The following is a 23,682-nucleotide window of genomic DNA, read 5'->3' as shown; positions in this document are numbered from 1 at the left end:
CCTCGATTATCCTCCGTACGGGAGAATGGACGGGTGACCGAACCGCTCTTCACCATTCCGCTGTGGGCGGACCTGCTCGGCGTCGGCCTCGGCGGGGTCCAGGGAGCGATGTTCGCTTCGGGGTTCCAGGGTCAGCGGCGCCTCGACTGGCTCGGCGTCGCGATCATCGGCATCATGATCGGGATGGGCGGCGGTCTGATCCGCGACATCCTGCTCGGGCAGACGCCGGCGACGCTGCAGAACCAGTGGTATCTCGTCACGGCGGCCGGGGCGGCACTCCTGGGCATGCTGCTCGCCGGTCTGTTCACCCGCCTGAACACCGCGATCGTGGTGCTCGACGCGGTGGTCATCGGGATGTTCGGTGCGTTCGGGACGAGCAAAGCTCTCGCCTTCGGCATCCCCGAGGTGCCGGCCGTGTTCATCGGCGTGTGCGCGGCCGTGGGCGGCAGCGTGCTCCGCGACATGCTCATGGGGCTGCCGACCGCGATCATGCACGTCGGGTCGCTCTACGCCGTCGCGGCCGGCGCCGGGTGCACGTTCATCGTCATCGCCGTCGCGCTCGGGATGCCCATCACGATCGCCGCCGTCGCCGGCATCGCCGTGACGACCGTCATCCGCATCCTCGCCGTCACGTTCGACGTCTCCTTGCCCGAGCAGCGCCGGATCTACCGCCGCAAGGTGGCCGCCGAGACGGGCGCCATCGCGATCGTCAAGCCCAGCGCCGACATCTGAGCCTCGATCTCAGGATCCCGGGTGCTCGCCGATGATCGCACGGAGGCCGTCGATCACCCTCGCCAGACCGAATTCCCACGCGACTGCGGCATCGTAGGGCGTCCCCAGGGACTCGCCCGCGGCCTGACCGACCGATTGCGCGAGCGGGTAGTCCTCCCCCAGGTAGGTAGCGAGACGCGGGCCCGCCTCCGCCCAAAATGCGCCGAACTGCTCCTTCTCGGCGCTCTCCCGCATCCTCATCGCCGCGGCGTGGACGAAGTCCAGGAGGAAGGACAGTGCCGCGTCGCGTTCGATGTCGCCCAGCCCCGTGTCATCGAACGCATGCAGCTCGCGGTCGTACTTGGCGATCGTGCCGGGCCCGAGCGCGGCACGCTGGTCCGCGATGTCGAGCACCCAGGGATGCCCTCGCAGCAGGGCGAGGTTGTCCTCGGCAACCGCGCGCACTCGCGCGGGCCAGCCGACTTCCTCGACCGAGCGAACCCGCATCCGAGAGTGCATCACGTCGACCATCAGGACGAGCAGGTCCGCACGGCTGTTCACGTGCGTGTAGATCGACATCGGCGGCAGCTGGAGTGACTGCGCGAGGGCGCGGATCGTCACGGCGTCCAGATCGGCGTGATCGGCGAGCTCGATCGCCCGCGAGATAACCTCCGCCGTCGAACGTCGGGCCCGAGGTCCACGACGACCGCCCGCGGCCGCCGACGATTCGTCCCGCCAGAGGAGATCCACCAGATTCTTGGCCATGTCGGAATAATCCTCTCACGGGATCTCTTAACCATGTACGTTGTACGTAGTTTAGACAGGAGACACCGTGAACATCACTCAGACCGCCATCTCTCTCAACGTCGACGACGTCGCCGCGTCAGCCGCGTTCGCGAAAACACACTTCGGATTCGAGGAGGCGATGTCCGCCGAGGGATTCGTCTCGCTGCAGCACCCGGACGCACCCAACCTCATCTTCCTGGAGACCGGCCTGGGAAGCTTCCGACCCCAGGAGATCGCCGGCTCCGCGGGTCAGGGCACCCTGCTCGTGTTCGTCGTGGAGGACATCGATGCGGAGTTCGCCCGCATCGACGCGGCGGGTGCGCGCGTCATCACTCCCCCGGAGACCGAGCCGTGGGGCGAGCGCTATTGCCAGTTCGCCGATCCGAACGGGATCATCTGGCAGCTCGTCCAGTGGGTCTGAACAGGGAATGACGAACGCCCCCTCGGTCGTCACCGAGGGGGCGTTCCTGCGCGGACTGTCAGACCGCCGCGAGCTCCTGCTGCCGCGTGCGGATCGAGCGGTTGACACCCGAGACGATCGCCTTGAGGGATGCCGTCGAGATGTCGCCGTCGATGCCGACGCCCCACAGGCGCTGGTCGCCGACCTGCAGCTCGACGTAGGCCGCGGCCTGTGCGTCGCCTCCGGCGCTGAGGGCGTGCTCCACGTAGTCGTACACGGTGATGTCGAAGCCCTGACCGCGCAGCACCTCGACGAACGCCGCCACCGGGCCGTTGCCGTTGCCCGACACCGAGACCTGCTCGTCGTCGTCGCGCAGCACCACGTCGAGCACCACGTCCCCGGACATGTCGCTGCGAGTCTGCGTCGCGAGCAGCTCGAACCGTCCCCACTTGGCCGCGGAGTCGTCGGCGGGCAGGTACTCGTCGTTGAAGATCGACCAGATCTGGTCGGACGTGACCTCGCCGCCCTCGGCATCCGTCTTGGCCTGCACGACGCCGGAGAATTCGATCTGGAGCTTGCGCGGCAGATCGATCGCGTGATCCGACTTCAGCAGGTACGCGACGCCGCCCTTGCCGGACTGCGAGTTCACCCGGATGACCGCCTCGTATGAGCGGCCCAGGTCCTTCGGGTCGACCGGCAGGTACGGAACCGCCCACTCGATCTCGTCGACCGTGACGCCCTCGGCGCTCGCCCGGGCCTCCATCGCTTCGAAGCCCTTCTTGATCGCATCCTGGTGCGACCCGCTGAACGCGGTGAAGACCAGGTCGCCCGCCCAGGGGCTGCGCTCGGGCACGGGCAGCTGGTTGCAGTACTCGACCGTTCGCTTGACCTGGTCGATGTCGCTGAAGTCGATCTGCGGGTCGATGCCCTGCGTGAACAGGTTGATGCCCAGGGCCACGATGTCGACGTTGCCCGTGCGCTCGCCGTTGCCGAACAGGCAGCCCTCGATGCGGTCGGCTCCGGCCATGTAGCCGAGCTCGGCGGCGGCGATCGCGGTACCGCGATCGTTGTGCGGGTGCAGCGACAGGATGACGTTCTCTCGGTGGTTGAGGTTCCGGCTCATCCACTCGATCGAGTCGGCGTAGACGTTGGGAGAGGCCATCTCGACGGTGGCGGGCAGGTTGATGATCACCTTGCGGTCTGCAGTCGGCTCGAAGACCTCGATCACCTGGTTGCAGATGTCGACCGCGAACTCGAGCTCTGTGCCCGTGTAGCTCTCGGGCGAGTACTCGTAGTAGACCTTCGTGTCCGGGATCGTCTTCTCGAACTTGCGGCACAGGCGCGCACCCTCGAGCGCGATGTCGATGATGCCCTGCTTGTCGGTGCGGAACACGACCTCGCGCTGCAGCACGCTCGTGGAGTTGTACAGGTGCACGATGGCCTGCTTGGCGCCCGCGATCGACTCGTAGGTGCGCTCGATCAGGTGCTCGCGTGCCTGGGTCAGCACCTGGATGGTGACGTCGTCGGGGATCAGGTTCTCTTCGATGAGCTGGCGGACGAAGTCGAAGTCCGTCTGGCTCGCCGACGGGAAGCCGACCTCGATCTCCTTGTAGCCCATGCTGACGAGCAGTTCGAACATCACGCGCTTGCGCTCGGGCGACATCGGGTCGATGAGTGCCTGGTTGCCGTCTCGGAGGTCGACGGCGCACCACCGCGGCGCCTCGGTGATCCGAGCATCAGGCCAGGTACGGTCAGGCAGGTGGACGTTGATCTGCTCGTGGAACGGCCGGTACTTGTGGATCGGCATCGCGGACGGGCGCTGAGTGTTCTGCATGATGGGGCTTCTTCTCTTCGTCAAGATGAACGGGCCAACACAAGCGCCGCGACGAGGAAGGCCCTAGCTTTAGGACTCGTCGCGGCAGCTAAGAAGAAGCAGACCGCCGAAAGGCATGTGGTCATGCTAGCAGGGATGGCCCGGCGGTTTCGACGCGTGTGAGACGATCACGCGGCCGGTGACACTCCCCGATATGAGCACATCGCAGCGTCGCCTGATCCTCGCCGTGGCATCGGCCGTCGGACTCCTCGCTTTGACCGCCTGCGCCGCGGGACCGGGCGGTTCCGCGGCGCCGACGAGCACGACCGTCCCGTCGGACCAGCGCCTCGAGAACGCACATCCTGAGCCTCCGGAGGGGCGCGTCATCGGGGTGGGCACCGTGCTGGACGACGCAGGCGACGTGGCGTTGTGCATGGGGGCGATCATGGAGTCCTACCCGCCCCAGTGCAGCGGGGTGCCACTGGACGACTGGACCTGGGACGGCGTCGACGGCAGCGAGACCAGCGGGGACGCGACCTGGGGCGCGTATGCCGTGTATGCCACGTACGACGGCGAGCGGCTCACCCGGACCGACCCGCCGATCATGCTCGCGCTGTACGACACGGTGGCTCCAGAAGATCCGACCGGCGGCGTCGAGGGCTCGACGGCCGAAGACGAGTTGACGCGGGTGCAGGACGACATCTCCGCGCGTCTCGGGACCGATGCCCTCACGGTCGGGACGGATCGAGGCTACGTCTGGCTGCAGGTCGTGTGGGATGACCGCACTCTCCAGGATGCGGTGGATGCCGAATACGGCGACGACGTGGTGGTCGTGACCTCCGCCCTGCGCGAGATCGACTGACCTAGGGGATCAGGGCGAGTTTCCCGCCAGGGTGGCCGGTCGCCAACACACGATGGGCCTGACGCGCCTCGTCGAGCGGAAAGGTCCGGGCGACGGGCACCACGAGGTCGCCGTTCTGCGCGAGGGCGATCAGCTCGCTGCGCACCTCATCGCGGAACCGGGCACTGGCGGGCATCGAGCCGGCGATCGCCTGGATCCCCTCGGCCTCGGCGCGCCCCAGGGCGGCGATGGTGACGATGCGACGGCGATCCGCGACCAGCTCGAGTGACACGTCGACGGCCTCGTCGGTGCCGACGGCATCGAGCGCTGCGGCCACCGGTCCGGCCGAGACCTCACGGACCCGGTCGGCGAGCCCCGGGCCGTATCGGACGGGCTCTCCCCCGAATCGCCGGACCTCGTCGAACCGGTCGGTGCTCGCGGTGCCGATGACGCGGATGCCGCGGAGCCGAGCCTGCTGCAGAACGCTCACGCCGACCGCGCCCGAGGCGCCGTGGAGGAGGACGGTCTCCCCCGGCGCCGCCCCGGTGACCGCGAGCATCTCCGCGGCCGTGGTGCCGACGAGAAGCAGGTTCGCCGCCTCCGGATGCGTGAGCGTGGACGGCTTCGCGAAGACCTTCTCCGCGGGGACCGTGACCGCTGTCGCGTAACCGCCGCGCACCCGGAAAGCGATCACCTCGTCGCCGATCGCCGCTGCACCGGAGCCGATCCGAGTGTCCGGACCGACCGCGCTGAGCACACCGGACACCTCGTACCCGATCGGAACGGGGAACTCCAGGCCCGACCCGCCGGACGCGACATGCTTCGCGTCGGCGGGGTTCACGCCGGACGCGTGCACTCGGATGGTGACCTCACCGTGCCCGGGTGCCGCCAGTCGCTCCTCGACGAACTCCCACGAATCCGGTCCACCGGGCGCGGTCGCCACCCAGTGCTGCGCCAGCGGCCGTTCCTCGGATGACATCGACTGCGACACGGTTCAGAGGAGGCAGCGGAGGTTGGTGACCGTGCCGGAGACGTTGCTCCAGCTCCCGGCAGCCACGGTCTTCAGGACGGTCGACCCGTTGCGCACCTGGACGGAGCCGGAGCCGCGGGCGTTGGCGACGGACTTGACCGCGAAGCTCGACGGGATCGTATGCACCGCGCACGTGCCGAACGTCAGGGATGCTCCGCCGAGCGAAGTGTTGCTGTAGGCGCAGATCCTGCCGGTGGTGCAGCTCCCGACCGACCACGATGACAAGCCCGAGGCTGCGGGCACGGTGAGCTCCATGTCGAGCTTGGGCCACACCGCGTGCCGCCCGTCGATGACGACACCGCCCGGCACCTCATCGAGCACCGCCGCCACCAGGGGGTCGACCTCACGGTCGTCGTCGACGGCGGCCATGGCGGGGGCCGCCCCCAGCGTCATGACGAGCCCGAGCAGAGCAGCGGCCAGAACGGTGGTGCGTTTCATCGAACGGTCTCCTCATCGAGATCCCACATCTGATACGAGATGATCGCGCCGGCGGGGAACACGTCATCGGCTTTCAGGACCGTGCGTTCGACGCCCACGATCCGCCCCGTGTCGCGCGACACCAGGACCAGGTCGCTCACGGCGCCGTCCGGGGACTGGACACGTACACCGGTCACGGCGCGCCCCAGGCGATCGGTCGTGTTGCCCAGTGCTTCGCCACCACCGGCCTCCTCGAGCAGGAGCAGGAGTTGCGCGTGCTGCGCGTCGGTCAGCGTCCACTGGTCCAGAACAGAGGTGAGCGCCAGCTCGACGTCGTACGCGGTGGGATCTGCCGGCATGCCGAACGCCTCGAGCATCGCCACCATGTCGTCCCGCGTCTCACCGGGCACCGTCGTCCAGGGGGTCTCGAAATCCCCCGGCTCCATCACCAGATCGGTGACGACCTTCCCGCTGCTCGAAACCTCGGCGGCGTTGCTGGCCACCGCGTCAGAGGGATCGTACGGCACTCCGGCGATGATGGTCATCCGCCCGGAGCCGTCCGGTTCCCACACGAGTGTGGAGAGCTGTGGCACGACAGTCGTGGTCTTCGCGTCGACATCGACTTGGAAGCCCCAGGAGGCCGTCCTGACTGTTCGCATCGGCACCGTCGGCCCCGGTGTCTCGGCAAGAGCCGTCTCCGCGTCGTCGACGATCTGAGCGACAGTGCTCGACCCACTGAACTCGAGCGGTGCGGGAGTGCCCGCCACGGCGGCGCCCTGCGGAGAGAGCACCCCGATCACCAGGGCGGTGGAAGCGGCGACGGCCGTGATCCCACCCGCCCAGCCGAGCGTCTGCACCCGACGGCGCTTCGGTGCGACATCGCGTCGGAGGATGCGGTCCCGGGTCGCGAGAGCACGGGCGTCGGGCGGTGCGTCACGTGGCGTCGGTGCAGGGTCGGCATCGATCAGCATCCGCTCGAGCACGGCGTTGTCAGGCATCACCCGTCATCAGCCCCTCCACGCCCAGCTCATCACGCAGACGACCCTGCGCGACGCCCAGCGTCTTCCGCACTCGGGACTCAGAAGCGCGCAGCAATTCCGCGATCTCCCCCACCGCGAGTCCATCCCAGTACGTGAGCATGATGATACGCCGTTGTACCGGAGTGAGGACACCCAAAGCTCGGATGACTACCAGGCGGGCCGTCAGCCCCGGCTGTTCGTCGGCGCCGGACACTCCGCTGTGCACGGCGTCGACGGCGCCGTTCGGCATCGACGACGGACGAGAACGAGAGCGCAGACGCCGATCGGCGGCACGGAGCAACCAGACCCGACCGGGCGGTCGAGCCGGCCTCAACCGGGACCAGGCATGCAGGAACACCTCGGAGACGATCTCGGTGACTTCCTCCTCGTCGCCGACGACGCCCTCGATGTGGTGCCGTACCGCCGCCCAGTGAGCGTCGAAGACTCGGGTGAAGACCTCGTTCCGCAGCGGATTCGGGTCATCGCTGCGGAAACTCATGTCTGCGGGGTCGGCGGCCTTCCCGCCGCCATCGACGTGTGACCGGGCCTCATCTCAGAAGCCGAGCCTGCCGAGCTGCTTCGGGTCGCGCTGCCATTCCTTCGCGACCTTGACGTGCAGGCCGAGGAACACGCGGGTGCCCACCAGCGCCTCGATGCCGACGCGGGCACGCGCGCCGACCTCGCTCAGTCGCTTGCCCTTGTGCCCGATGATGATCGCCTTCTGGCTGTCGCGCTCGACGACGATCGACGCGTGCACGTCGGTGAGGTCGGTGCCCTCGCGCGGCGCGATGTCGTCGATCACGACCGCGATCGAGTGCGGGAGTTCGTCGCGCACCCCCTCGAGAGCCGCCTCGCGGATCATTTCGGCGATGCGGTCCTCCTGCGACTCGTCAGTAGTGATGCCCTCCGGATACAGGGCCGGGCCCTTCGGCATCAGCAGCAGGATCTCGTCGGACAGGACGTCGAGCTGGTCCCTGGTGAGCGCGGACAGCGGGATCACCGCGGACCAGTCTTCACGCAGCGCGTCGACCTCCAGCAGACGCTCGGTGATCTCGTCGCGGGCCGCGACATCGGTCTTCGTCACGATCGCGATCTTCTTGGCGCGGGGATAGCCGTCGAGCGACGCGGCGATGCGGCGATCACCCGGGCCGACCTTCTCATTCGCCGGCACGCAGAACCCGATGACGTCGACGTCGCCGAGCACCTGCTCCACCAGGTCGTTCAGCCGTTCACCGAGCAGTGTCCGCGGCTTGTGGATTCCGGGGGTGTCGACGATGACGAGCTGCCCCTCCGGACGATTCACGATGCCGCGGATCGCTCGACGTGTGGTCTGCGGCTTCTCGCTGGTGATGGCGATCTTCTCGCCGACGAGTGCGTTCGTCAGCGTCGACTTGCCGACGTTGGGGCGGCCGACGAAGGTCACGAACCCGCTTCGGGTGTCGTCAGTCATCGTGTCGATCTCCTTCATCCTGCGAAGCGTCAGGGTCCCCTGCCGCACGTTCCACGAACACCGTCGCGATCCCGCGACCTCGGCCACGAGAGGCTCCTCCGGTGAGGACCAGGCCCTCCACCGTCGCCGTCGCCCCGGGTTGCGGGACCTGTCCCAGCGCCTTGCCGAGCAGACCGCCGATCGAGTCGACATCCTCGTCCTCGAGTTCGAGACCGAAGAGGTCGCCCACGTCCTCCAGGGAGAGACGGGCACTCACGCGGTAGCGTCCGTGACCGAGATCGACGAACTCTGCGGATACCTGATCGTACTCGTCGGAGATCTCGCCGACGAGTTCCTCGATCAGGTCCTCGAGGGTCACGAGGCCGGAGATGCCGCCGTGCTCGTCGATCACGAGGCACACGTGCACGGCGTCGCGCTTCATCTGCTGCAGGAGCGTCTCGGCGCGCATCGACTCGGGCACGAAGGTCGCCGGTCGCGCGATCGGCCGGATGGATGCGGCGCGCCAGGCGCTGTCGTCGCGATACGCGAACTGCACGAGGTCCTTGAGGTACAGCACACCCACCACGTCGTCCGCGTCGTCGTCCACGACGGGCATCCGGGAGACGCCGCGGTTCAGGAACAGTGACATCGCCTCGTCCGTCGTGGCGGTGGCATCGACGGTCACCATCTCCGTCCGCGGCACCATGACGGCACGGACGAACTGGTCCGTGAAGTCGAACACGGAGTGGATGAGGTCGCGGTCGTCCTCCTCGATCAGATCGTTCGAGGCGGCCTCATCGACCATGCTGAGCAGCTGGTCCTCGCTGGCGAAGGAGCTGCGGCCCGTGCCGGGTGTGACCTTGTTGCCCAGCACGACGAGCCCCTGCGCGAGCGGTCCGAGAAAGATGCGGAGCCCTCGGACGATCGAGGCCGTACCGCGGATCATTCCCTCGGCGTGCTGGCGACCGAACGACCGCGGGCTCGCGCCGACGAGCACGAAGGTGATCGCCGTCATCAGCAGAGCGGCGGCGAGCATCGCCCACCAGTTGTTGTCGATGAGCATGGTGAAGGCGACCGTCACCAGCACCGCAGCGGTCACCTCGGCGAGCACGCGGATGAACGCGACCGCGTTCACGTGCGCGTCGAGATCGGCGGCGATCCGTCCCAGCGCCTTGGCCCGGCGTCCCTCGGTCGCCATGTCGGCGAGATTGGCGCGGGAAGCGACACCGTAGGCGGCGTCGATCGCCGCCATGAGACCGCCGAACGCCACCAGCAGGACGGCGGCGATGAGAAGGAGGGCGGCCGTCATCGGCGGCGTTCAGCCGCGGCGAAGCCCTGGATCAGTTCCTTCTGCAGTCCGAACATCTCACGCTCCTCGTCGGGCTCGGCGTGATCGAATCCGAGAAGGTGCAGAAGGCCGTGGGTGGTGAGCAGGATCAGCTCGTCCATCAGGGTGTGACGCGCGGCCTGAGCCTGTGCCTCCGCCACCTGCGGGCACAGCACGATGTCGCCGAGGAGACCGGGAGCGGTGGGGCGGTCCTCCGTGCCCGGACGCAGTTCATCCATCGGGAAGCTGAGCACGTCGGTGGGACCGGGCTCATCCATCCACTGCACGTGGAGTGCCTCCATGGCGCCCTCGTCGACGAGGACGATCGCCACCTCGGCGTCCGGGCTGACGTGCAGCTGCGCCAGGTTGTAGTCCGTGAGTCGCTGCAGCACGGTCTCGTCGACGTCGATGGCCGACTCGTTGTTGATCTCGATCATGAGAGTCCTCGTTTCGGCATGCGGTCACGTGGTCCTGGGCGCTGCGCTCCCCTGCGGTCGGCGCGATTGGCGAACTCCGCCGCCTGCTCGCGCTCGAAGCGCTGCGCCGTGCGCTTCTCGTCGTACTCGCTGTACGCGTCGACGATGCGTCCGACCAGCGAGTGGCGCACCACGTCGTCGCTGGTGAGCCGTGAGAAGTGGATGTCGTCGATGCCGTCGAGCACGCGCGTGACCAGACGGAGTCCGGAGGAGCCCTGCGGAAGGTCGACCTGGGTGATGTCGCCCGTCACGACCATGCGCGTGCCGAAGCCGAGGCGCGTGAGGAACATCTTCATCTGCTCGGGTGTGGTGTTCTGCGCCTCGTCGAGCACGACGAACGAATCGTTCAGGGTACGCCCGCGCATGTAGGCGAGAGGGGCGACCTCGATGGTCCCGGTGGCCATCAGGCGCGGCACGATCTCGGGGTCCATCATCTCGTTGAGCGCGTCGTACAGCGGTCGCAGGTACGGATCGATCTTGTCGGTCAGCGTGCCGGGGAGGAACCCGAGGCGCTCTCCCGCTTCGACGGCAGGACGGGTGAGGATGATGCGCGTGACTTCCTTGCGCTGCAACGCCTGGACGGCCTTCGCCATCGCCAGGTAGGTCTTGCCCGTGCCGGCAGGGCCGATGCCGAAGACGATCGTGTTCTCCTCGATCGCGTCGACGTACTCCTTCTGCCCGAGCGTCTTCGGACGGATCACCTTGCCGCGCGTGGTCAGGATCGCCTCGCCCAGCACCTCGCTCGGCCGGGGACCCCCCTCTTGGCGCAGCATCCGGGCGGAGCTGGAGACGTCGCTCGGAGCCAGATCATGACCTGCCCTGGTCATGGCGAGCAGCTCTTCGACCAGCGCCTTGGCCTTCGCAACCGCATCCACGCCGCCGCCGAGAGTGATCTCGTTGCCGCGCACGAGCACCTGGACGTCAGGGTGCTCCTTCTCGAGCATCCGCAGCAGGCGGTCCTGCGGGCCGAGGAGCTGCACCATGGCGACACCGTCGGCATAGATCTTCTCGACGGCCTCGGGCGGTCGACCGCCCAGGCTGCGTTCCTGCGGTTCGTTGTTGTCAGGCACCGACGCTCTTCTCGGTCAATCCCCCGGCCAGCACATGGGCATGGACGTGGAAAACGGTCTGTCCGGCGTTCGCGCCGGTGTTGAAGACGAGGCGGAAGTCGCCGTCGTCGGTGTGCTCCTCGGCCAGCTTCCCGGCGAACGCCACCATCTCGGCCAGCAGGGACGGATCCCCTGCAGCGAGCTCGGTGACATCGCGGTACTCCGCGGTCTTCGGCACCACGAGGAGGTGCACCGGTGCCTGCGGGGCAATGTCACGCAGTGCGAACAGGCGGTCGGTCTCGCCGAGGATCTCGGCAGGGATCTCCCCGTTCAGAATGCGCGTGAAGATCGAGGGTTCCGTCATGCGCTCAAGTCTACTGATCGCCGCGTCCGTGGCGCCCTGGCGCCCTCGACGCCCGGACCAGCGCTCACCAGCGTCCGAGCGCGACCGACAGCACGGCGATCGCCGCCGGGCCCGCGGTCGAGGTCCGCAGCACAGTGTCGCCCAGGAGCACCCTTTCGGCGCCCGCGGCCGTCAGCCGGTCGAGCTCCTCCTCGGCGATCCCGCCTTCGGGCCCCACGACCAGCACCAGATCGCGACCGTCGGCCGTGATCTCGGAGAGACGCACGGAAGCCGTGGGGTCGAGGAGCAGCACCCGCTGCGAAGACGCCCGCTCGGCGAGCTGCTTCGTCGACACCGGTGCGATGACCTCGGGCAGCCAGGCCCGATGGGCCTGCTTCGCGGCCTCGCGCACGATGGTCGCCCATCGCTCGCGCCCCTTGACGGCCTTCGGCCCCTCCCAGCGGGAGACGCTACGGCTCGCCTGCCACGGCACGATCTCGTCGACGCCGAGCTCGCACGCCGCCTGCACGGCCAGCTCGTCGCGGTCGCCCTTCGCGAGCGCCTGGACCAGAACGATCCGAGGGCTCGGAGCCGGATGCTCGACGCGGTCGGAGATCCGCACCTCGACGCGGGTCGGGGACACCTCTTCGGCCGCACCGATCAGCCACACGCCCGCGCCGTCGCCGACCGTGACCGCCTCGCCGACCCGCAGGCGCCGCACGACGGCGGCATGCTTCGCCTCAGCGCCGGTCAACGACACGAGGTCGCCGACTCCGGCATCCGTCGACGACTCGACCAGGAAGTGCAGCGCCATGATCAGTGGCTGCGGAAACGGTCGCGGAGCTTCGAGAAGAGACCGGGCTGGAACTGCGCGAGCTGCGGATCCGGCGCCTTGGTCTTCTTCGCGAAGTCCTCGATCAGCGCCCGCTGCGCGGAGTCCAGCCGGGTGGGCGTCAGCACCTGCACGCCGACGCGCAGGTCTCCGCGCTGGGTCCCCCGGAGCGGGGTGATGCCACGCCCCTTGATGGTGAGCACGTCGCCGGACTGCACGCCCGCGCGGATCTCGAGGTCGACCTCGCCGTCGAGCCCCTGGATCGTGGTCTCGGTGCCGAGGATGGCGTCGGTCATCGACACCTCGAGCGTGGCGAGCAGGTCATCGCCCTCACGACTGAAAGCGGGGTGGGCGTTGACCGTGACCTCGACGTACAGGTCGCCGTTCGGGCCGCCCGCCTTGCCGACCTCGCCCGAGCCGGGCAGCTGAAGGCGAAGGCCGGTCTCGACGCCGGCGGGGATGTCGAGCGAGACCGTGCGACGCGAGCGCACGCGGCCCTGGCCTCCGCAGGTGCCGCACGGGAACGGAATGGTGGTGCCGTAGCCCTCGCACGTGCCGCAGGGCTGAGAGGTGACGACGTTGCCGAGCAGGCTGCGCACCTGACGCTGCACGTGTCCGGAGCCGCCGCAGATGTCGCAGGTGACGGGGGACGTACCCTCCTGGCAGCAGGAGCCCTGACACGTCTCGCACAGCACGGCGGTATCGACGTCGATGTCGCGGTGCGCGCCGAAGACGACGTCACCGAGGTCGAGCGTGACACGCACGAGAGCATCCTGTCCGCGCTCCCGGCGCGATCGGGGTCGTGCCCCGCGTCCGCCCCCCTGGGAGGCGCCGAAGAAGGTCTCGAAGATGTCGCCGAACCCGCCGAATCCGCCGAAGTTGCCGGCAGCGCCGTCTCCTCCGCCCATGTCGTAGCGGCGCCGCGACTCGTCGTCGCTCAGCACGTCGTACGCATGCGTGACGAGCTTGAACTTCTCCGCCGCATCCTCACCGGGATTCACATCCGGATGCAGCTGTCGCGCGAGGCGCCGATACGCCTTCTTGATCTCGTCGGTGGAAGCGTCTCGGGACACCCCGAGAACCTCATAGTGGTCCGCCACAATCGCCTTTCTGCGTGTGTCTTCCGGTCGCGACCGCGTCAGCGGCCGGCCTCGTCTTCGTCGAGCATCCGCGACAGGTAGCGGGCGACCGCCCGCGCCGCCGCGAGATTGCTCGGATAATCCATCCGCGTCGGCCCCATCACGCCGACGCGCGCGGTGCCGCTGGGTGCCGCGTAGTTGCTGGCGACGATCGATGCCTCACCGAGGCCGAACGGCGCGTTCTCGGTGCCGATGCTGGCCGCGAGCCCGTGCTCGTCGGTCACCATCTCGCTCATCAGCCGCAGCAGGGTCACCTGCTCCTCGATCGCCTCGAGGAGCGGATGGATGCTGCCGCGGAAGTCCTGTTCGCGACGGGCCAGGGTGGCTGCTCCCGCCATCACCAGACGCTCTTGGCGGAAACCGCTGAGCTCGTCCATGACGACGCTCGCGATCGCGCGCAGCACGTGATCCTTCGGCGCGTCCTGAACGGCGAGCAGTGCCTGCAGTCGGTCGGAGGCCTCGCCGATGCCGTGACCGGTGATCAAGGCGGCCATGCGCGCGCGCAGCACCGCCATCTCGGCCTCGTCGATGGCCTCCGGCAGCTGGGCCACGCGTTGCGACACACCGCCGGCGTCCGTCACGAGGACGATCAGGAGACGATTGGGGGCCAACGCCACCAGCTCGACGTGCGTGACGTGAGCACGTGCGAACGAGGGGTACTGCGCGAGCGCCACCTGACCGGTGAGCTGCGTCAGCACCCGCACGGTGCGCACCATCAGGTCGTCGAGGTCAGCGGGCTCGCCGAGGAACGACTCGATCGCCGAGCGCTGCGCGGACGAGAGCGGCCGCAGTTGCGCCAGGTGATTCACGAAGACGCGGTAGCCCTTGTCGGTCGGCACCCGACCGGACGAGGTGTGCGGCGCCATGATGAGCTCTTCGTCCTCGAGCAGCGCCATGTCGTTGCGGATCGTCGCCGCCGAGACGCCGAAGGAGTGCCGGTCGACGATGGATCGGCTGCCGACGGGTTCGTGGGTCTCGACGTAGTCCTGCACGATCGCGCGGAGAACCTGGAGTCCTCGCTCTGTGACCATCGCCCTTCCCTTCCGCTGGCACTCGGACGTTCAGAGTGCCAATCCTACCCCGTGCAGCTCGGGATTCTCCGTAGCGCGGATGCGCGACCCTAGGATGACGCTCATGACCTCCTCACCTCAGACCACGTTGTCGAGCGGCATCGTCCGCGGCTCCGCGGAGGAGGGGGTCGACCGCTACCTCGCCATCCCCTATGCTGCACCACCGTTCGGCGAGAACAGGTTCCGCGCCCCACGGCCGGTACCGGCGTGGGAGGGCATCCGTGAGGCGACGCAGTTCGGCCCCACGGCACCCCAGCTTCCCTACGCCGGCGCGATCGGCGCGCTCCTCGGCTCCGTGCATATCGACGGCGAGGACATCCTCACGGCCAATGTCTGGGCACCGTCCGGGGCCTCCGCGGCGCCGGTGCTCCTGTGGATCCACGGCGGGGCGCTGGAACGGGGCACCGCTGCTCTGCCCCTCTACGACGGCACGGTCTTCGCGAAAGCGGGGATCGTGTTCGTCTCCATCAATTACCGCCTGGGCTCGGAGGGTTTCTCGGTACTCGAAGGTGCACCGAGAAACCTCGGACTGCGCGACGCCGCTGCGGCGCTGGAGTGGGTGCACCGCGAGATCTCCGCGTTCGGCGGTGATCCCGCGCAGATCACCGCGATGGGAGAATCCGCCGGCGGGGCGATCGTCGCCGGGCTTCTCGCACGAGACGCTTCCCGCGAGCTGATCCATCGGGCGATCATCGAATCCGGGCCACTCACGGCACAGCCGGCGAAGAAGGCGGGACGGGTGACCGCACAGCTCGCGAAGCACCTCGGAGTCCGGGCGGACCGTGACTCGTTCGCCGCGCTCTCACCCGGTCAGCTGCTCGAGGCGCGGAAAGCCCAGTCCGCAGGCTCGTCCCCGTTGGGCGGAGCTCCCGGCTTCCAGTTCTCGATCGACCCGGAGAGCCTGCCGCGCTCACCGCACGAGGTGCTCGGCGACATCGACACGCCGCTCCTGATCGGCAGCAACACCGACGAGTACCGGTTGTGGTTCCCGCCCGCGGCTCTGGCCGGCATCAGCGAGCTGAAGCTGCAGGCGGCGCGGATCCTCTCCCGCATCCCGCAGCGCGCGGTGCGCGAGTACCGCTCGGCCTTCCCCGGGGCGAACACCGGCGAGGTGTTCGGGCAGCTCGTCACGGACATGCTGCTGCGGGCGCCACTGAGTCGCCTGGCGGCTGCGCGGCCGGAGCGCACGCACGTGTACGAGTTCGCGTGGCAGAGTCCGGTTCGCGATCTGCGGGCCGCGCATGCACTCGAGCTCGGCTTCGTCTTCGATCGGCTCGCGGACGACGAGACGGTGCGCTTGGCGGGCCACGACGCGCCGCAGACGCTTGCGGACGAGATGAACGCGGCCTGGGTGGGATTCGTCACGAACGGCGACCCCGGCTGGCCGGCGTACGGGCCCGGCCGACAGACGCGCATCTTCGACACCACGAGCGCGACGCTTCCGCAGCGCCGGACCGCGGGGATGGACCTGCTCCCGGGCTGAGCCCGCCCGCATCGGCCGATCAGTCGGTGAGCTCGCGCACGACGGCATCGGCGAGGAGCCGACCACGAAGCGTCAGCTGGACACGGCCGCGGATGGCGGCGGCCGGGTCCACGAGCCCGTCGGCGATCAGCCCGGCGACGCTGCGTCGGTTCGCGGCGGGCACCTCGTCGATAGCGATGCCCTCGCGGATGCGGCTCAGCAACAGGATCCGCTCCAGCGTCCGCGACTCGGCGTCCGGTCGTTCCGTGCCGGCTGCGGGTGACTCGGATGCCGCGAGCCGCTGTGCGTATGCCGCCGGATGCTTGACGTTCCACCAGCGCAGCCCGGCGACGTGGCTGTGCGCTCCGGGGCCGAAGCCCCACCAGTCACTCCCGCGCCAGTACGCGAGATTGTGCCGCGACCGCTGCTCGGGCGTGCGTGCCCAGTTGCTGACCTCGTACCAGTCGAAGCCCCCCGCCGCGAGACGGGCGTCGGCGAGCTCGTACATGTCGGCCTGCAGGTCGTCATCGGGGGTCGGAACCTCTCCGCGGCGGATCTGGCGAGCGAGCTTCGTGCCGTCCTCGATGATCAGCGCGTACGCGGAGATGTGGTCGGACTCCAGCGCGAGCGCCGCGTCGAGCGAGGCTTCCCAGTCGGCGAGCGACTCCCCCGGCGCCCCGTAGATCAGATCGACGCTGACGGCGAGACCCGCGTCTTTGGCCGCGGCGACCGCGGTGGTCACGTTCTCGGGCCGGTGCGTGCGGTCGAGCGAGGCGAGCACGTGCGGCACGGCCGACTGCATGCCCACCGACATCCGCGTCACTCCGGCGGCGGCCAGCGTACGCGCGACCGCGGGCGTCACCGTATCGGGGTTCGCCTCGACCGTGACCTCCGCGCCCTCCGCCAGTCCGAAAGCTGAGGTCGCGGCCTCCAGCATCCGCGCGAGATCGCCGGCCGGCAGCAGTGTGGGCGTACCCCCGCCGAAGAAGACGGTGTCCATCGGCCGCAGCGCCCCCGCATCGGCCAACACTCGACGGGCGAGGCCGATCTCGGAGATCAGCGTCGATGCGTAGTCCTCCTGCTTGGCGCCGCGGAGCTCGGTCGACGTGTAGGTGTTGAAGTCGCAGTAACCGCAGCGCACCGTGCAGAAGGGGATGTGCAGGTAAGCCGAGAAGGGCACGCTCGTGTCGACGGGAAGGTCGTCGGGCAGATGTCCGTCAGCCGGCGCAGGGTCTCCCAGAGGAAGCGGTCCCGCCATCACAGGGGGGTCGCGTAGAGCGGGGAGATCGCGCGGAGGTAGCGCGCGAAGAGCTCACGACGACGGCGCTTCACGAGCGCCGGCACGGTGCGGTACAGCAGCGCGTGCGGAGCGTCGAAGGCGCGGACGGTGAACCAGACCTCGTCGTTGTCTTCACGCCAGTCCACGTCGAAGGACTCCTCGCCACGGACGACGGATCCGCCGACGGTGCCGAGGACGAAGCCGATGCGCCGGGTCTCCTCGGTCACCGAGATCACGCGCAGCTCCGCGTCCGCACGCATGCTGCCGACGCGACCGCGCAGATGAAGAGTCATCCCCGCGCCGACGAAGGGCATGCCCTCCGCGTCGTAGCGGGGCTCGACGTCACGCTTGCTCGGCGCGATCGGGTTGCCCTCCGCGTCGAAGCTCACCCCCGCGTAGGCGGGGCCGGGCGCCGGACGCACGTCTTCGACGGAGAGTCCGGCCGCGCGCTGCGCCGTCCACGAGAGCAGCGCTTCACCGGCGGTCTGGAAGCGCTCGCTGCCGCTACCGATCCGCCAGGATTCCTCCGCCGGGATGCTGCGCTCCGGCGGGTACTGCATCAGATCGGGCGCGTGGGTCGCACCCACGGCCGCATAGTCCACCGTGTCGTCTCGGAAAGTCCCGCGCCGCATGAGTTCCAGCCTACTTCCCGTTGCCTGAGCGAACACCCCCACGCGCCGCACGGCGACACATCTTCGGTCAGTGAACCCGCTCAGTCGAGCGTCACTGCGTGCGGGAAGCCGCTGCTTCGGCCTGCACGATCTTCACGTAGCGCGCATGGGTCGCGCGCTGCACCATCCGCAGGGCAGGACCGAGAACACGCCAGAGTGCGGTGGAAGGGCAGGAGATGGACCGCGCTGTGAACACACCGCGCTCGTCGATCCGGAACGACTCCTCGCCGTAGATCGGGTGCCCGGGTCGCGTCTCGTAGCCGAAGCCGCTCTCATCGGCCCAGACGATACGCACCGGCTCGACGAAGCGGATGCCGAGCAGGCGCTTCGCGAGCACCCCTTCGAGTCCCGGTGTCGGCTCCTCGGACGGCACCGCGAATCCGGCGCGTCGTTTGAACTCCCACGAGCACACCAACGCCGCGACGGCATCGCGCGCCGCCGGATCGACCACGGTCGAATGCTCGGCGATCCGCATGCCCACCGGCGCTGTCGCGACAGGATGACGCGTGATTCCCCGCTCGTAGGCCGGTAGCGGCACGTGCTACTTCTTGTCCTTGCCCTCGACGTCGCCCGACAGCGCGGCGATGAACGCCTCCTGGGGGACCTCGACGCGACCGACCATCTTCATGCGCTTCTTGCCCTCCTTCTGCTTCTCGAGGAGCTTGCGCTTGCGGGTGATGTCACCGCCGTAGCACTTGGCGAGCACGTCCTTGCGGATCGCGCGGATCGTCTCTCGGGCGATGATGCGCGCACCGATCGCGGCCTGGATCGGCACCTCGAACTGCTGGCGAGGGATGAGCTTGCGCAGGCGTTCGGCCATCATCGTGCCATAGGCGTAGGCCTTGTCGCGGTGCACGATCGAGCTGAACGCGTCGACCTTCTCGCCCTGGAGGAGGATGTCGACCTTGACCAGGTCGGCCTCCTGCTGTCCGGACGGTTCGTAGTCGAGGGAGGCGTAGCCCTGCGTCTTGGACTTGAGCTGATCGAAGAAGTCGAACACGATCTCACCGAGCGGCATGTTGTAGCGCAGCTCGACCCGCTCCTCCGAGAAGTACTCCATGCCGAGCAGCGTCCCGCGACGGGACTGGCACAGCTCCATGACGGTGCCGACGTAGTCCTTGGGCAGCAGGATCGCCGCCTTCACCATCGGCTCCGAGACCGAGCCGATGCGCCCATCCGGGTACTCGCTCGGGTTGGTCACGGTGACGGTCTCGCCGGTGTCGCTCGTGAGCACCTCGTAGATCACGCTGGGCGCGGTGGTGATGAGGTCGAGGTCGAACTCTCGCGCGAGACGCTCGGTGATGATCTCCAGGTGCAGGAGACCGAGGAATCCGCAGCGGAAGCCGAAGCCGAGGGCCACCGAGGTCTCCGGTTCGTACACGAGCGAGGCGTCGGAGAGTTTCAGCTTGTCGAGCGCCTCACGCAGCTCCGCGTAGTCGCTGCCGTCGATCGGGTACAGACCCGAGAACACCATGGGCTTGGGGTCCGTGTACCCCGGAAGCGCCTCGGACGCGGGCTTGCGCGACGTCGTGATCGTGTCGCCGACCTTCGACTGACGCACGTCCTTCACACCCGTGATCAGGTAGCCGACCTCGCCCACCCCGAGTCCCTTGGTCGGGGTCGGCTCCGGGCTCGACACACCGACCTCGAGCGCTTCGTGATTCGCTCCGGTCGACATCATCTGGATGCGCTCGCGGGGCGAGAGGCTGCCGTCCACCATGCGCACATAGGTGACCACACCGCGGTAGGCGTCGTAGACCGAGTCGAAGATCATCGCGCGCGCCGGCGCGTCCGCGTCGCCCTTCGGGGCGGGGATCTCCTTGACGAGCCGGTCGAGCAGCTCCTCGACGCCGACGCCGGTCTTGCCCGAGACGCGGAGCACGTCCTCGGGCTTGCCGCCGATGAGGGATGCGAGCTCCTTCGCGTACTTCTCGGGGTCGGCCGCCGGCAGGTCGATCTTGTTGAGCACCGGGATGATGTGGAGGTCGTTCTCCAGCGCAAGGTAGAGGTTCGCCAGCGTCTGGGCCTCGATGCCCTGCGCCGCGTCCACGAGCAGGATCGCACCCTCGCAGGCCGCGAGCGAGCGCGATACCTCGTAGGTGAAGTCGACGTGGCCGGGGGTGTCGATCATGTTCAGGGCGACGGTCTGGCCGTCGAGTTCCCAGGGCATGCGCACGGCCTGGCTCTTGATCGTGATGCCGCGCTCGCGCTCGATGTCCATCCGGTCGAGGTACTGGGCCCGCATGTCGCGATCCGAGACGACACCGGTGATCTGGAGCATCCGGTCGGCGAGGGTGGACTTGCCGTGGTCGATGTGGGCGATGATGCAGAAATTGCGGATCTGCGCAGCCGGCGTCGAGGCAGGCTGAAGAGGTGTGAGAGCGCGTGGGGACATGTCCCCTCGATTCTACGGTCAGGCGGTGTGAATCCCCGATTCGCGCGCTGCTGTGCCGGGGAAAGCACACTGGGCGGCCCCGAAGGGACCGCCCAGTGTGGGGTGCGAACGGGGCTTACTTGGCCCAGCCCACGTTCTCCCAGAACTTCGCGCCGGTGACCGACTCGAACTGCGAGGGACCGTAGTTCACGAGGCCGTCGGCGATCGCGTACTGGTTCGGTCGTGCCGCGAGCGGGATCGTCACGGCTTCGCCCATGATGATCTTGTCGATCTCCTTCGCGATCTCGAGGCGCGCCTCGGGGTCGAGCTCGGCGTTGGCCTTCGCCCACAGATCGTCCAGACGCTCATCCGCGACACCGGGGAAGTTCTGCCCCGAGTCGGCCGGGTTGAAGATCGATTCCGTCGAGGAGATCGGGTACGGCGTACCCTGCCACGCGAAGATCGTCGCCTCGAAGTCACGCGTCTCGGTCGTGATGTACTTCGTGAAGAAGTCGGCCGACGGGACGGTGTCGATCTTGACGTCGAAGCCCGCCTTGGCGGCCATCGGCTGGATCTGCTGCGAGAGGATCGCCGAGTTCGGGGTCTCCGAGGGGATCACGAGGCGAACGGTCAGCTTGGTGCCGTCCTTCTCGCGGATGCCCTTGTCGCCCTCGACCCAGCCGGCGTCTTCCAGCTGCTTCTTCGCGGCGTCGACATCGAACGCGATGTCCGCGCCGTCGTCTTCGTAGCCGTTCTGGCCGTTGAGGAAGATGAGGTTGTTCAGGACCTCGGGCTCGACACCCAGCGGCTCGATGACGGCCTGAGCCATGATCTGACGGTCGAGCGACTTCGCGAAGGCCTGACGGACCTCGACGTCCTCGAACACGCCGGCGGTGCCGTTGAGCGTGACGTGGCTGTACGTCACACCCTTCGAGTTCAGGATCTCGGAGTCGGAGCGCGCCTTCGCGGACTCGAGCGTGTCGACGCTGGAGTTGATCGGAACGGCGTCGAACTCCTTGTTGGCGAACGCCTGGCCGACGGTCGACCGGTCGGTCGCCTTGTAGTTGATCGTGTCGAGCTTCGGCTTGTCGCCCCACCACGTCGGGTTCGGCTCGAACGTGATGGTCTTGCCGGTCGCGTCGAACTTGCTGACGATGAACGGACCGCCGGAGACGTAGGTCGAACCGTCAGCAGCGAACGGACCGTTCGCCCACGCGGTGTTGAAGCTCTCCGGCGTCTCCGTGAGCCAACGAGGGTAGATCGTGCCGGTGCCGAGGATGGAGGGCCAGTCGGCGTTCTTGTTCGCGAACGTGATCAGCACATCCTGGTCGTTCTCACCGGCCTCGACGGAGGCGATGTCGGACCAGACGTTGGTGGACGTCGGGGCGTACGCCTCGTTCTTACCGTTCAGGGCGTTGAACTGGCCCTGGAAGTCCTGGACACCGATGGGAGTGCCATCGGACCAGACGGCGTCGGGGTTGATCTTGACCTCGACGACCTGAGGGTCCTCGCTCTTGAGCTCGACCGACGTGGCGAAGTTCGGGTCGGCTTCCCAGCTGCCGTCCTCGTTCACGACGACGAAACCGGGGGTGAACAGGCTCGCGATCGTGTTGTCGTCGACGGTGCCGGAATCGAGGTTGTAGAGGTTCCAGTTGGCCGGCGTCTCGTCGAGCGGCAGGTTGAGCGTGCCGCCGTCCTTGACGGCGTCGCGGTCTGCGGCGACCCAGCCGGTCCCGGGAAGCGCCTCGGGCGAGGAACCGCCGTCCCCCTCGTTTCCGCCGTTCGTGGCGGGCGCGCACGCAGAGAGCGCCAGCGCGACCGCGGCGATCCCGGCGAGGCCCGCCCATTTCTTGGAGTTCGACTTCATCGATCTCCCCCTTCTATCGTTTCGTGCAGACTGCACAGGACTCGTCCGAGCCGGTACCGAAGACAGCGACCGGCTATGGAGCAACATCATCGATAATCGCCCCGTACACCGGCATGTCAGGCACGTGTTGTCCGGATCGTTACCTAGTTGTCGTTCAAGCCGCAGGATCGTGTGGCTGAAACGGGGTCGCGTCGTGGCTGACACCGCGTCGCGCCAGCCTGACCACCGTGAACATGGCAACATAGGGAGCCTGCCAGCGATCGAAGAGGATATGCCGGAGTTTTGGAAAGCGGGACTCGGGTGCCTAGAGTAGCGAGGCCGCAACAGATGTCGGGTGCGCGGCGATCCCGCGCCGAAGGAGCTCCATGATTGGATTCATCGCCAAGCGATTGGTGAACTATCTCATCCTCACCGTCATCGCCACGTTGGCCGGTTACGCCCTCGTCTCCACCACACTTCAGCCGGCGGCACGGTTCCTCGGCAAGAATCCCCCCGTCCCGCAGTCCAGCATCGACGCCGCGCTCGACAAGATGGGCGTCAATCCTGACGTCTCTCTGCTACAGCGCATGTGGGACTGGCTCGTCCAGTTCGTCACGACCGGCTCCCTCGGAATCTCCACTCGCAGCACCGAGGTGACGGCTGACATCATCGAACGGGCCGGCACGAGCCTCCGACTGCTGATCATCGGCTCCATCCTCGGCGCGATCTTCGGCATCCTGCTCGGTGTATGGGGAGCCATCCGCCAGTACCGCGCGAGTGATCAGATCATCACCTACGCGTCGTTCACCGTTCTCGCGACGCCGATCTTCGTGATCGCGGTACTCCTCATGATCGGCGCGACCTGGGTCAACAACGCGTCCGGTCAGCAGCTCATCAACTTCACCGGCGAGTACAGCGTCGGGGTCACCGGGTTCTGGCCCGTCATAGGCGATCGAATAGCGCATCTGCTGCTGCCCACGATCGCGCTCACCGTGACCGCGGCAGCCTCCTACTCCCGGTACCAGCGCAGCGCGATGCTCGACGTGCTGTCCTCGGACTTCATCCGCACGGCACGCGCGAAGGGCCGCACCCGCGGATCCGCCATCATGCGTCACGGCGTGCGCGTCGCACTGATCCCCATGTCGACCTTCTTCGCCTACTCGTTCGGCACCATCCTGGCGGGCGCGGCCGTGACGGAGAAGATCTTCAGCTGGCACGGCATGGGCGAATACCTCATCGACTCCGTGTCGAACAACGACATCAACGCCGCGACCGGATCCATCCTGTTCGCCGCGATCCTGGTGCTCATCGCGGGCACGCTGGCCGACGTCCTCTACGCGGCCCTCGACCCCCGAGTGAGGATGTGAC

General features: G+C 68.0%; 24 protein-coding genes. 5 read left to right on the top strand and 19 right to left on the bottom strand.

All coding sequences use genetic code 11. The annotated features are described in order from the left end of the window. The first annotated feature begins 33 nt into the window (after window positions 1-33). On the top strand, window positions 34-732 hold the full coding sequence (locus tag ACCO44_RS11610; RefSeq protein ID WP_105710095.1) for a trimeric intracellular cation channel family protein: 699 nt from the start codon (window positions 34-36) through the stop codon (window positions 730-732). Between the two features lie 9 nt (window positions 733-741). Here the strand turns inward: ACCO44_RS11610 and ACCO44_RS11605 are convergent, their stop codons facing one another. Next, window positions 742-1,476: a TetR/AcrR family transcriptional regulator C-terminal domain-containing protein gene (locus ACCO44_RS11605; protein ID WP_372466641.1), complete on the bottom strand. Its 735-nt coding sequence runs from the start codon at window positions 1,474-1,476 to the stop codon at window positions 742-744. A gap of 67 nt (window positions 1,477-1,543) precedes the next feature. Here ACCO44_RS11605 and ACCO44_RS11600 point away from each other — a divergent pair, with 67 nt between their 5' ends. After that, window positions 1,544-1,918 (top strand): VOC family protein, encoded by a 375-nt coding sequence (locus ACCO44_RS11600; protein ID WP_167634775.1) that lies wholly within the window; start codon window positions 1,544-1,546, stop codon window positions 1,916-1,918. Window positions 1,919-1,976: 58 nt separating this feature from the next. Here the strand turns inward: ACCO44_RS11600 and leuA are convergent, their stop codons facing one another. Beyond that, a complete protein-coding gene (leuA, locus tag ACCO44_RS11595) occupies window positions 1,977-3,731 on the bottom strand; it encodes a 2-isopropylmalate synthase (protein ID WP_029261725.1) in 1,755 nt (584 codons plus the stop codon). Between the two features lie 193 nt (window positions 3,732-3,924). Here leuA and ACCO44_RS11590 point away from each other — a divergent pair, with 193 nt between their 5' ends. Further along, window positions 3,925-4,572, top strand: a complete 648-nt coding sequence (locus ACCO44_RS11590) for a hypothetical protein (protein WP_372466640.1) — start codon at window positions 3,925-3,927, stop codon at window positions 4,570-4,572. Between the two features lies 1 nt (window position 4,573). Here ACCO44_RS11590 and ACCO44_RS11585 read toward each other — a convergent pair whose 3' ends face one another. The 12 genes from ACCO44_RS11585 to hrcA form a co-directional block, all read right to left on the bottom strand. Further along, the gene (locus ACCO44_RS11585) at window positions 4,574-5,530 is read right to left on the bottom strand and encodes a zinc-binding alcohol dehydrogenase family protein (RefSeq protein ID WP_372466639.1); all 957 of its coding nucleotides are present in this window, start codon (window positions 5,528-5,530) and stop codon (window positions 4,574-4,576) included. 15 nt (window positions 5,531-5,545) lie between these two features. Then, on the bottom strand, window positions 5,546-6,019 hold the full coding sequence (locus tag ACCO44_RS11580; RefSeq protein ID WP_105710098.1) for a hypothetical protein: 474 nt from the start codon (window positions 6,017-6,019) through the stop codon (window positions 5,546-5,548). After that, window positions 6,016-6,996 (bottom strand): hypothetical protein, encoded by a 981-nt coding sequence (locus ACCO44_RS11575; protein ID WP_372466638.1) that lies wholly within the window; start codon window positions 6,994-6,996, stop codon window positions 6,016-6,018. The genes ACCO44_RS11580 and ACCO44_RS11575 overlap by 4 nt, the downstream gene beginning before the upstream one ends. Further along, on the bottom strand, window positions 6,989-7,516 hold the full coding sequence (locus ACCO44_RS11570) for an RNA polymerase sigma factor (RefSeq protein ID WP_372466637.1): 528 nt from the start codon (window positions 7,514-7,516) through the stop codon (window positions 6,989-6,991). The genes ACCO44_RS11575 and ACCO44_RS11570 overlap by 8 nt, the downstream gene beginning before the upstream one ends. A 54-nt stretch (window positions 7,517-7,570) precedes the next feature. After that, window positions 7,571-8,467 carry a GTPase Era gene (gene era, locus ACCO44_RS11565; RefSeq protein WP_029261719.1) on the bottom strand — a complete coding sequence of 299 codons (897 nt, stop codon included), beginning with the start codon at window positions 8,465-8,467 and terminating at the stop codon, window positions 7,571-7,573. After that, entirely contained in the window at window positions 8,460-9,755 is a 1,296-nt protein-coding gene (locus ACCO44_RS11560) for a hemolysin family protein (RefSeq protein ID WP_029261718.1), read from the bottom strand. The genes era and ACCO44_RS11560 overlap by 8 nt, the downstream gene beginning before the upstream one ends. Beyond that, the gene (gene ybeY, locus ACCO44_RS11555) at window positions 9,752-10,210 is read right to left on the bottom strand and encodes an rRNA maturation RNase YbeY (RefSeq protein ID WP_029261717.1); all 459 of its coding nucleotides are present in this window, start codon (window positions 10,208-10,210) and stop codon (window positions 9,752-9,754) included. Before ybeY ends, ACCO44_RS11560 begins: the two co-directional genes overlap by 4 nt. Further along, window positions 10,207-11,232 carry a PhoH family protein gene (locus ACCO44_RS11550; protein ID WP_231481794.1) on the bottom strand — a complete coding sequence of 342 codons (1,026 nt, stop codon included), beginning with the start codon at window positions 11,230-11,232 and terminating at the stop codon, window positions 10,207-10,209. Before ACCO44_RS11550 ends, ybeY begins: the two co-directional genes overlap by 4 nt. A gap of 79 nt (window positions 11,233-11,311) precedes the next feature. Continuing rightward, a complete protein-coding gene (locus tag ACCO44_RS11545) occupies window positions 11,312-11,662 on the bottom strand; it encodes an HIT domain-containing protein (RefSeq protein WP_091036947.1) in 351 nt (116 codons plus the stop codon). 64 nt (window positions 11,663-11,726) lie between these two features. Continuing rightward, window positions 11,727-12,455: a 16S rRNA (uracil(1498)-N(3))-methyltransferase gene (locus tag ACCO44_RS11540; protein ID WP_372466636.1), complete on the bottom strand. Its 729-nt coding sequence runs from the start codon at window positions 12,453-12,455 to the stop codon at window positions 11,727-11,729. A 2-nt stretch (window positions 12,456-12,457) separates the two neighbouring features. Continuing rightward, window positions 12,458-13,573: a molecular chaperone DnaJ gene (gene dnaJ, locus ACCO44_RS11535; RefSeq protein WP_105710102.1), complete on the bottom strand. Its 1,116-nt coding sequence runs from the start codon at window positions 13,571-13,573 to the stop codon at window positions 12,458-12,460. A gap of 38 nt (window positions 13,574-13,611) precedes the next feature. Next, complete coding sequence (hrcA, locus tag ACCO44_RS11530; RefSeq protein ID WP_372466635.1) at window positions 13,612-14,643, bottom strand: heat-inducible transcriptional repressor HrcA; 1,032 nt, start codon at window positions 14,641-14,643, stop codon at window positions 13,612-13,614. Between the two features lie 103 nt (window positions 14,644-14,746). Here hrcA and ACCO44_RS11525 point away from each other — a divergent pair, with 103 nt between their 5' ends. After that, the gene (locus ACCO44_RS11525; RefSeq protein WP_372466634.1) at window positions 14,747-16,165 is read left to right on the top strand and encodes a carboxylesterase/lipase family protein; all 1,419 of its coding nucleotides are present in this window, start codon (window positions 14,747-14,749) and stop codon (window positions 16,163-16,165) included. Between the two features lie 19 nt (window positions 16,166-16,184). Here the strand turns inward: ACCO44_RS11525 and hemW are convergent, their stop codons facing one another. The 5 genes from hemW to ACCO44_RS11500 form a co-directional block, all read right to left on the bottom strand. Next, window positions 16,185-17,402, bottom strand: a complete 1,218-nt coding sequence (hemW, locus tag ACCO44_RS11520; RefSeq protein ID WP_372466633.1) for a radical SAM family heme chaperone HemW — start codon at window positions 17,400-17,402, stop codon at window positions 16,185-16,187. After that, window positions 17,402-18,055: a DUF1990 family protein gene (locus tag ACCO44_RS11515; RefSeq protein WP_029261708.1), complete on the bottom strand. Its 654-nt coding sequence runs from the start codon at window positions 18,053-18,055 to the stop codon at window positions 17,402-17,404. Before ACCO44_RS11515 ends, hemW begins: the two co-directional genes overlap by 1 nt. Window positions 18,056-18,146: 91 nt before the next feature. Continuing rightward, on the bottom strand, window positions 18,147-18,632 hold the full coding sequence (locus ACCO44_RS11510) for a DUF1990 family protein (RefSeq protein ID WP_146114797.1): 486 nt from the start codon (window positions 18,630-18,632) through the stop codon (window positions 18,147-18,149). A 3-nt stretch (window positions 18,633-18,635) separates the two neighbouring features. Further along, window positions 18,636-20,489, bottom strand: coding sequence for a translation elongation factor 4 (lepA, locus tag ACCO44_RS11505; RefSeq protein WP_029261706.1), 1,854 nt, complete (start codon window positions 20,487-20,489; stop codon window positions 18,636-18,638). 115 nt (window positions 20,490-20,604) lie between these two features. Next, a complete protein-coding gene (locus ACCO44_RS11500) occupies window positions 20,605-22,335 on the bottom strand; it encodes an ABC transporter family substrate-binding protein (protein WP_051662504.1) in 1,731 nt (576 codons plus the stop codon). Between the two features lie 365 nt (window positions 22,336-22,700). On the opposite strand from ACCO44_RS11500, the gene ACCO44_RS11495 reads away from it, so the two are divergent. Beyond that, window positions 22,701-23,681, top strand: coding sequence for an ABC transporter permease (locus ACCO44_RS11495; protein ID WP_029261704.1), 981 nt, complete (start codon window positions 22,701-22,703; stop codon window positions 23,679-23,681). The last annotated feature ends 1 nt before the right edge of the window (window position 23,682 follow it).

Source organism: Microbacterium maritypicum (genome assembly GCF_041529975.1).
In the GTDB taxonomy this organism is placed as follows: domain Bacteria; phylum Actinomycetota; class Actinomycetes; order Actinomycetales; family Microbacteriaceae; genus Microbacterium.
This window is presented reverse-complemented; position numbering and strand designations above follow the sequence as displayed.

Bases quoted from the DNA above. Each gene is read 5' to 3' on its own strand.
- ACCO44_RS11515 (WP_029261708.1), bottom strand. From the start codon at position 18,055: ATGCGGCGCGGGACTTTCCGAGACGACACGGTGGACTATGCGGCCGTG.
- ybeY (WP_029261717.1), bottom strand. From the start codon at position 10,210: ATGATCGAGATCAACAACGAGTCGGCCATCGACGTCGACGAGACCGTG.
- ACCO44_RS11585 (WP_372466639.1), bottom strand. From the start codon at position 5,530: ATGTCATCCGAGGAACGGCCGCTGGCGCAGCACTGGGTGGCGACCGCG.
- ACCO44_RS11580 (WP_105710098.1), bottom strand. From the start codon at position 6,019: ATGAAACGCACCACCGTTCTGGCCGCTGCTCTGCTCGGGCTCGTCATG.
- ACCO44_RS11575 (WP_372466638.1), bottom strand. From the start codon at position 6,996: ATGCCTGACAACGCCGTGCTCGAGCGGATGCTGATCGATGCCGACCCT.
- ACCO44_RS11605 (WP_372466641.1), bottom strand. From the start codon at position 1,476: ATGGCCAAGAATCTGGTGGATCTCCTCTGGCGGGACGAATCGTCGGCG.
- lepA (WP_029261706.1), bottom strand. From the start codon at position 20,489: ATGTCCCCACGCGCTCTCACACCTCTTCAGCCTGCCTCGACGCCGGCT.
- ACCO44_RS11525 (WP_372466634.1), top strand. From the start codon at position 14,747: ATGACCTCCTCACCTCAGACCACGTTGTCGAGCGGCATCGTCCGCGGC.
- ACCO44_RS11570 (WP_372466637.1), bottom strand. From the start codon at position 7,516: ATGAGTTTCCGCAGCGATGACCCGAATCCGCTGCGGAACGAGGTCTTC.
- ACCO44_RS11500 (WP_051662504.1), bottom strand. From the start codon at position 22,335: ATGAAGTCGAACTCCAAGAAATGGGCGGGCCTCGCCGGGATCGCCGCG.
- ACCO44_RS11550 (WP_231481794.1), bottom strand. From the start codon at position 11,232: ATGGTGCAGCTCCTCGGCCCGCAGGACCGCCTGCTGCGGATGCTCGAG.
- ACCO44_RS11590 (WP_372466640.1), top strand. From the start codon at position 3,925: ATGAGCACATCGCAGCGTCGCCTGATCCTCGCCGTGGCATCGGCCGTC.
- leuA (WP_029261725.1), bottom strand. From the start codon at position 3,731: ATGCAGAACACTCAGCGCCCGTCCGCGATGCCGATCCACAAGTACCGG.
- hemW (WP_372466633.1), bottom strand. From the start codon at position 17,402: ATGGCGGGACCGCTTCCTCTGGGAGACCCTGCGCCGGCTGACGGACAT.
- hrcA (WP_372466635.1), bottom strand. From the start codon at position 14,643: ATGGTCACAGAGCGAGGACTCCAGGTTCTCCGCGCGATCGTGCAGGAC.
- ACCO44_RS11495 (WP_029261704.1), top strand. From the start codon at position 22,701: ATGATTGGATTCATCGCCAAGCGATTGGTGAACTATCTCATCCTCACC.
- ACCO44_RS11545 (WP_091036947.1), bottom strand. From the start codon at position 11,662: ATGACGGAACCCTCGATCTTCACGCGCATTCTGAACGGGGAGATCCCT.
- ACCO44_RS11560 (WP_029261718.1), bottom strand. From the start codon at position 9,755: ATGACGGCCGCCCTCCTTCTCATCGCCGCCGTCCTGCTGGTGGCGTTC.
- era (WP_029261719.1), bottom strand. From the start codon at position 8,467: ATGACTGACGACACCCGAAGCGGGTTCGTGACCTTCGTCGGCCGCCCC.
- ACCO44_RS11540 (WP_372466636.1), bottom strand. From the start codon at position 12,455: ATGGCGCTGCACTTCCTGGTCGAGTCGTCGACGGATGCCGGAGTCGGC.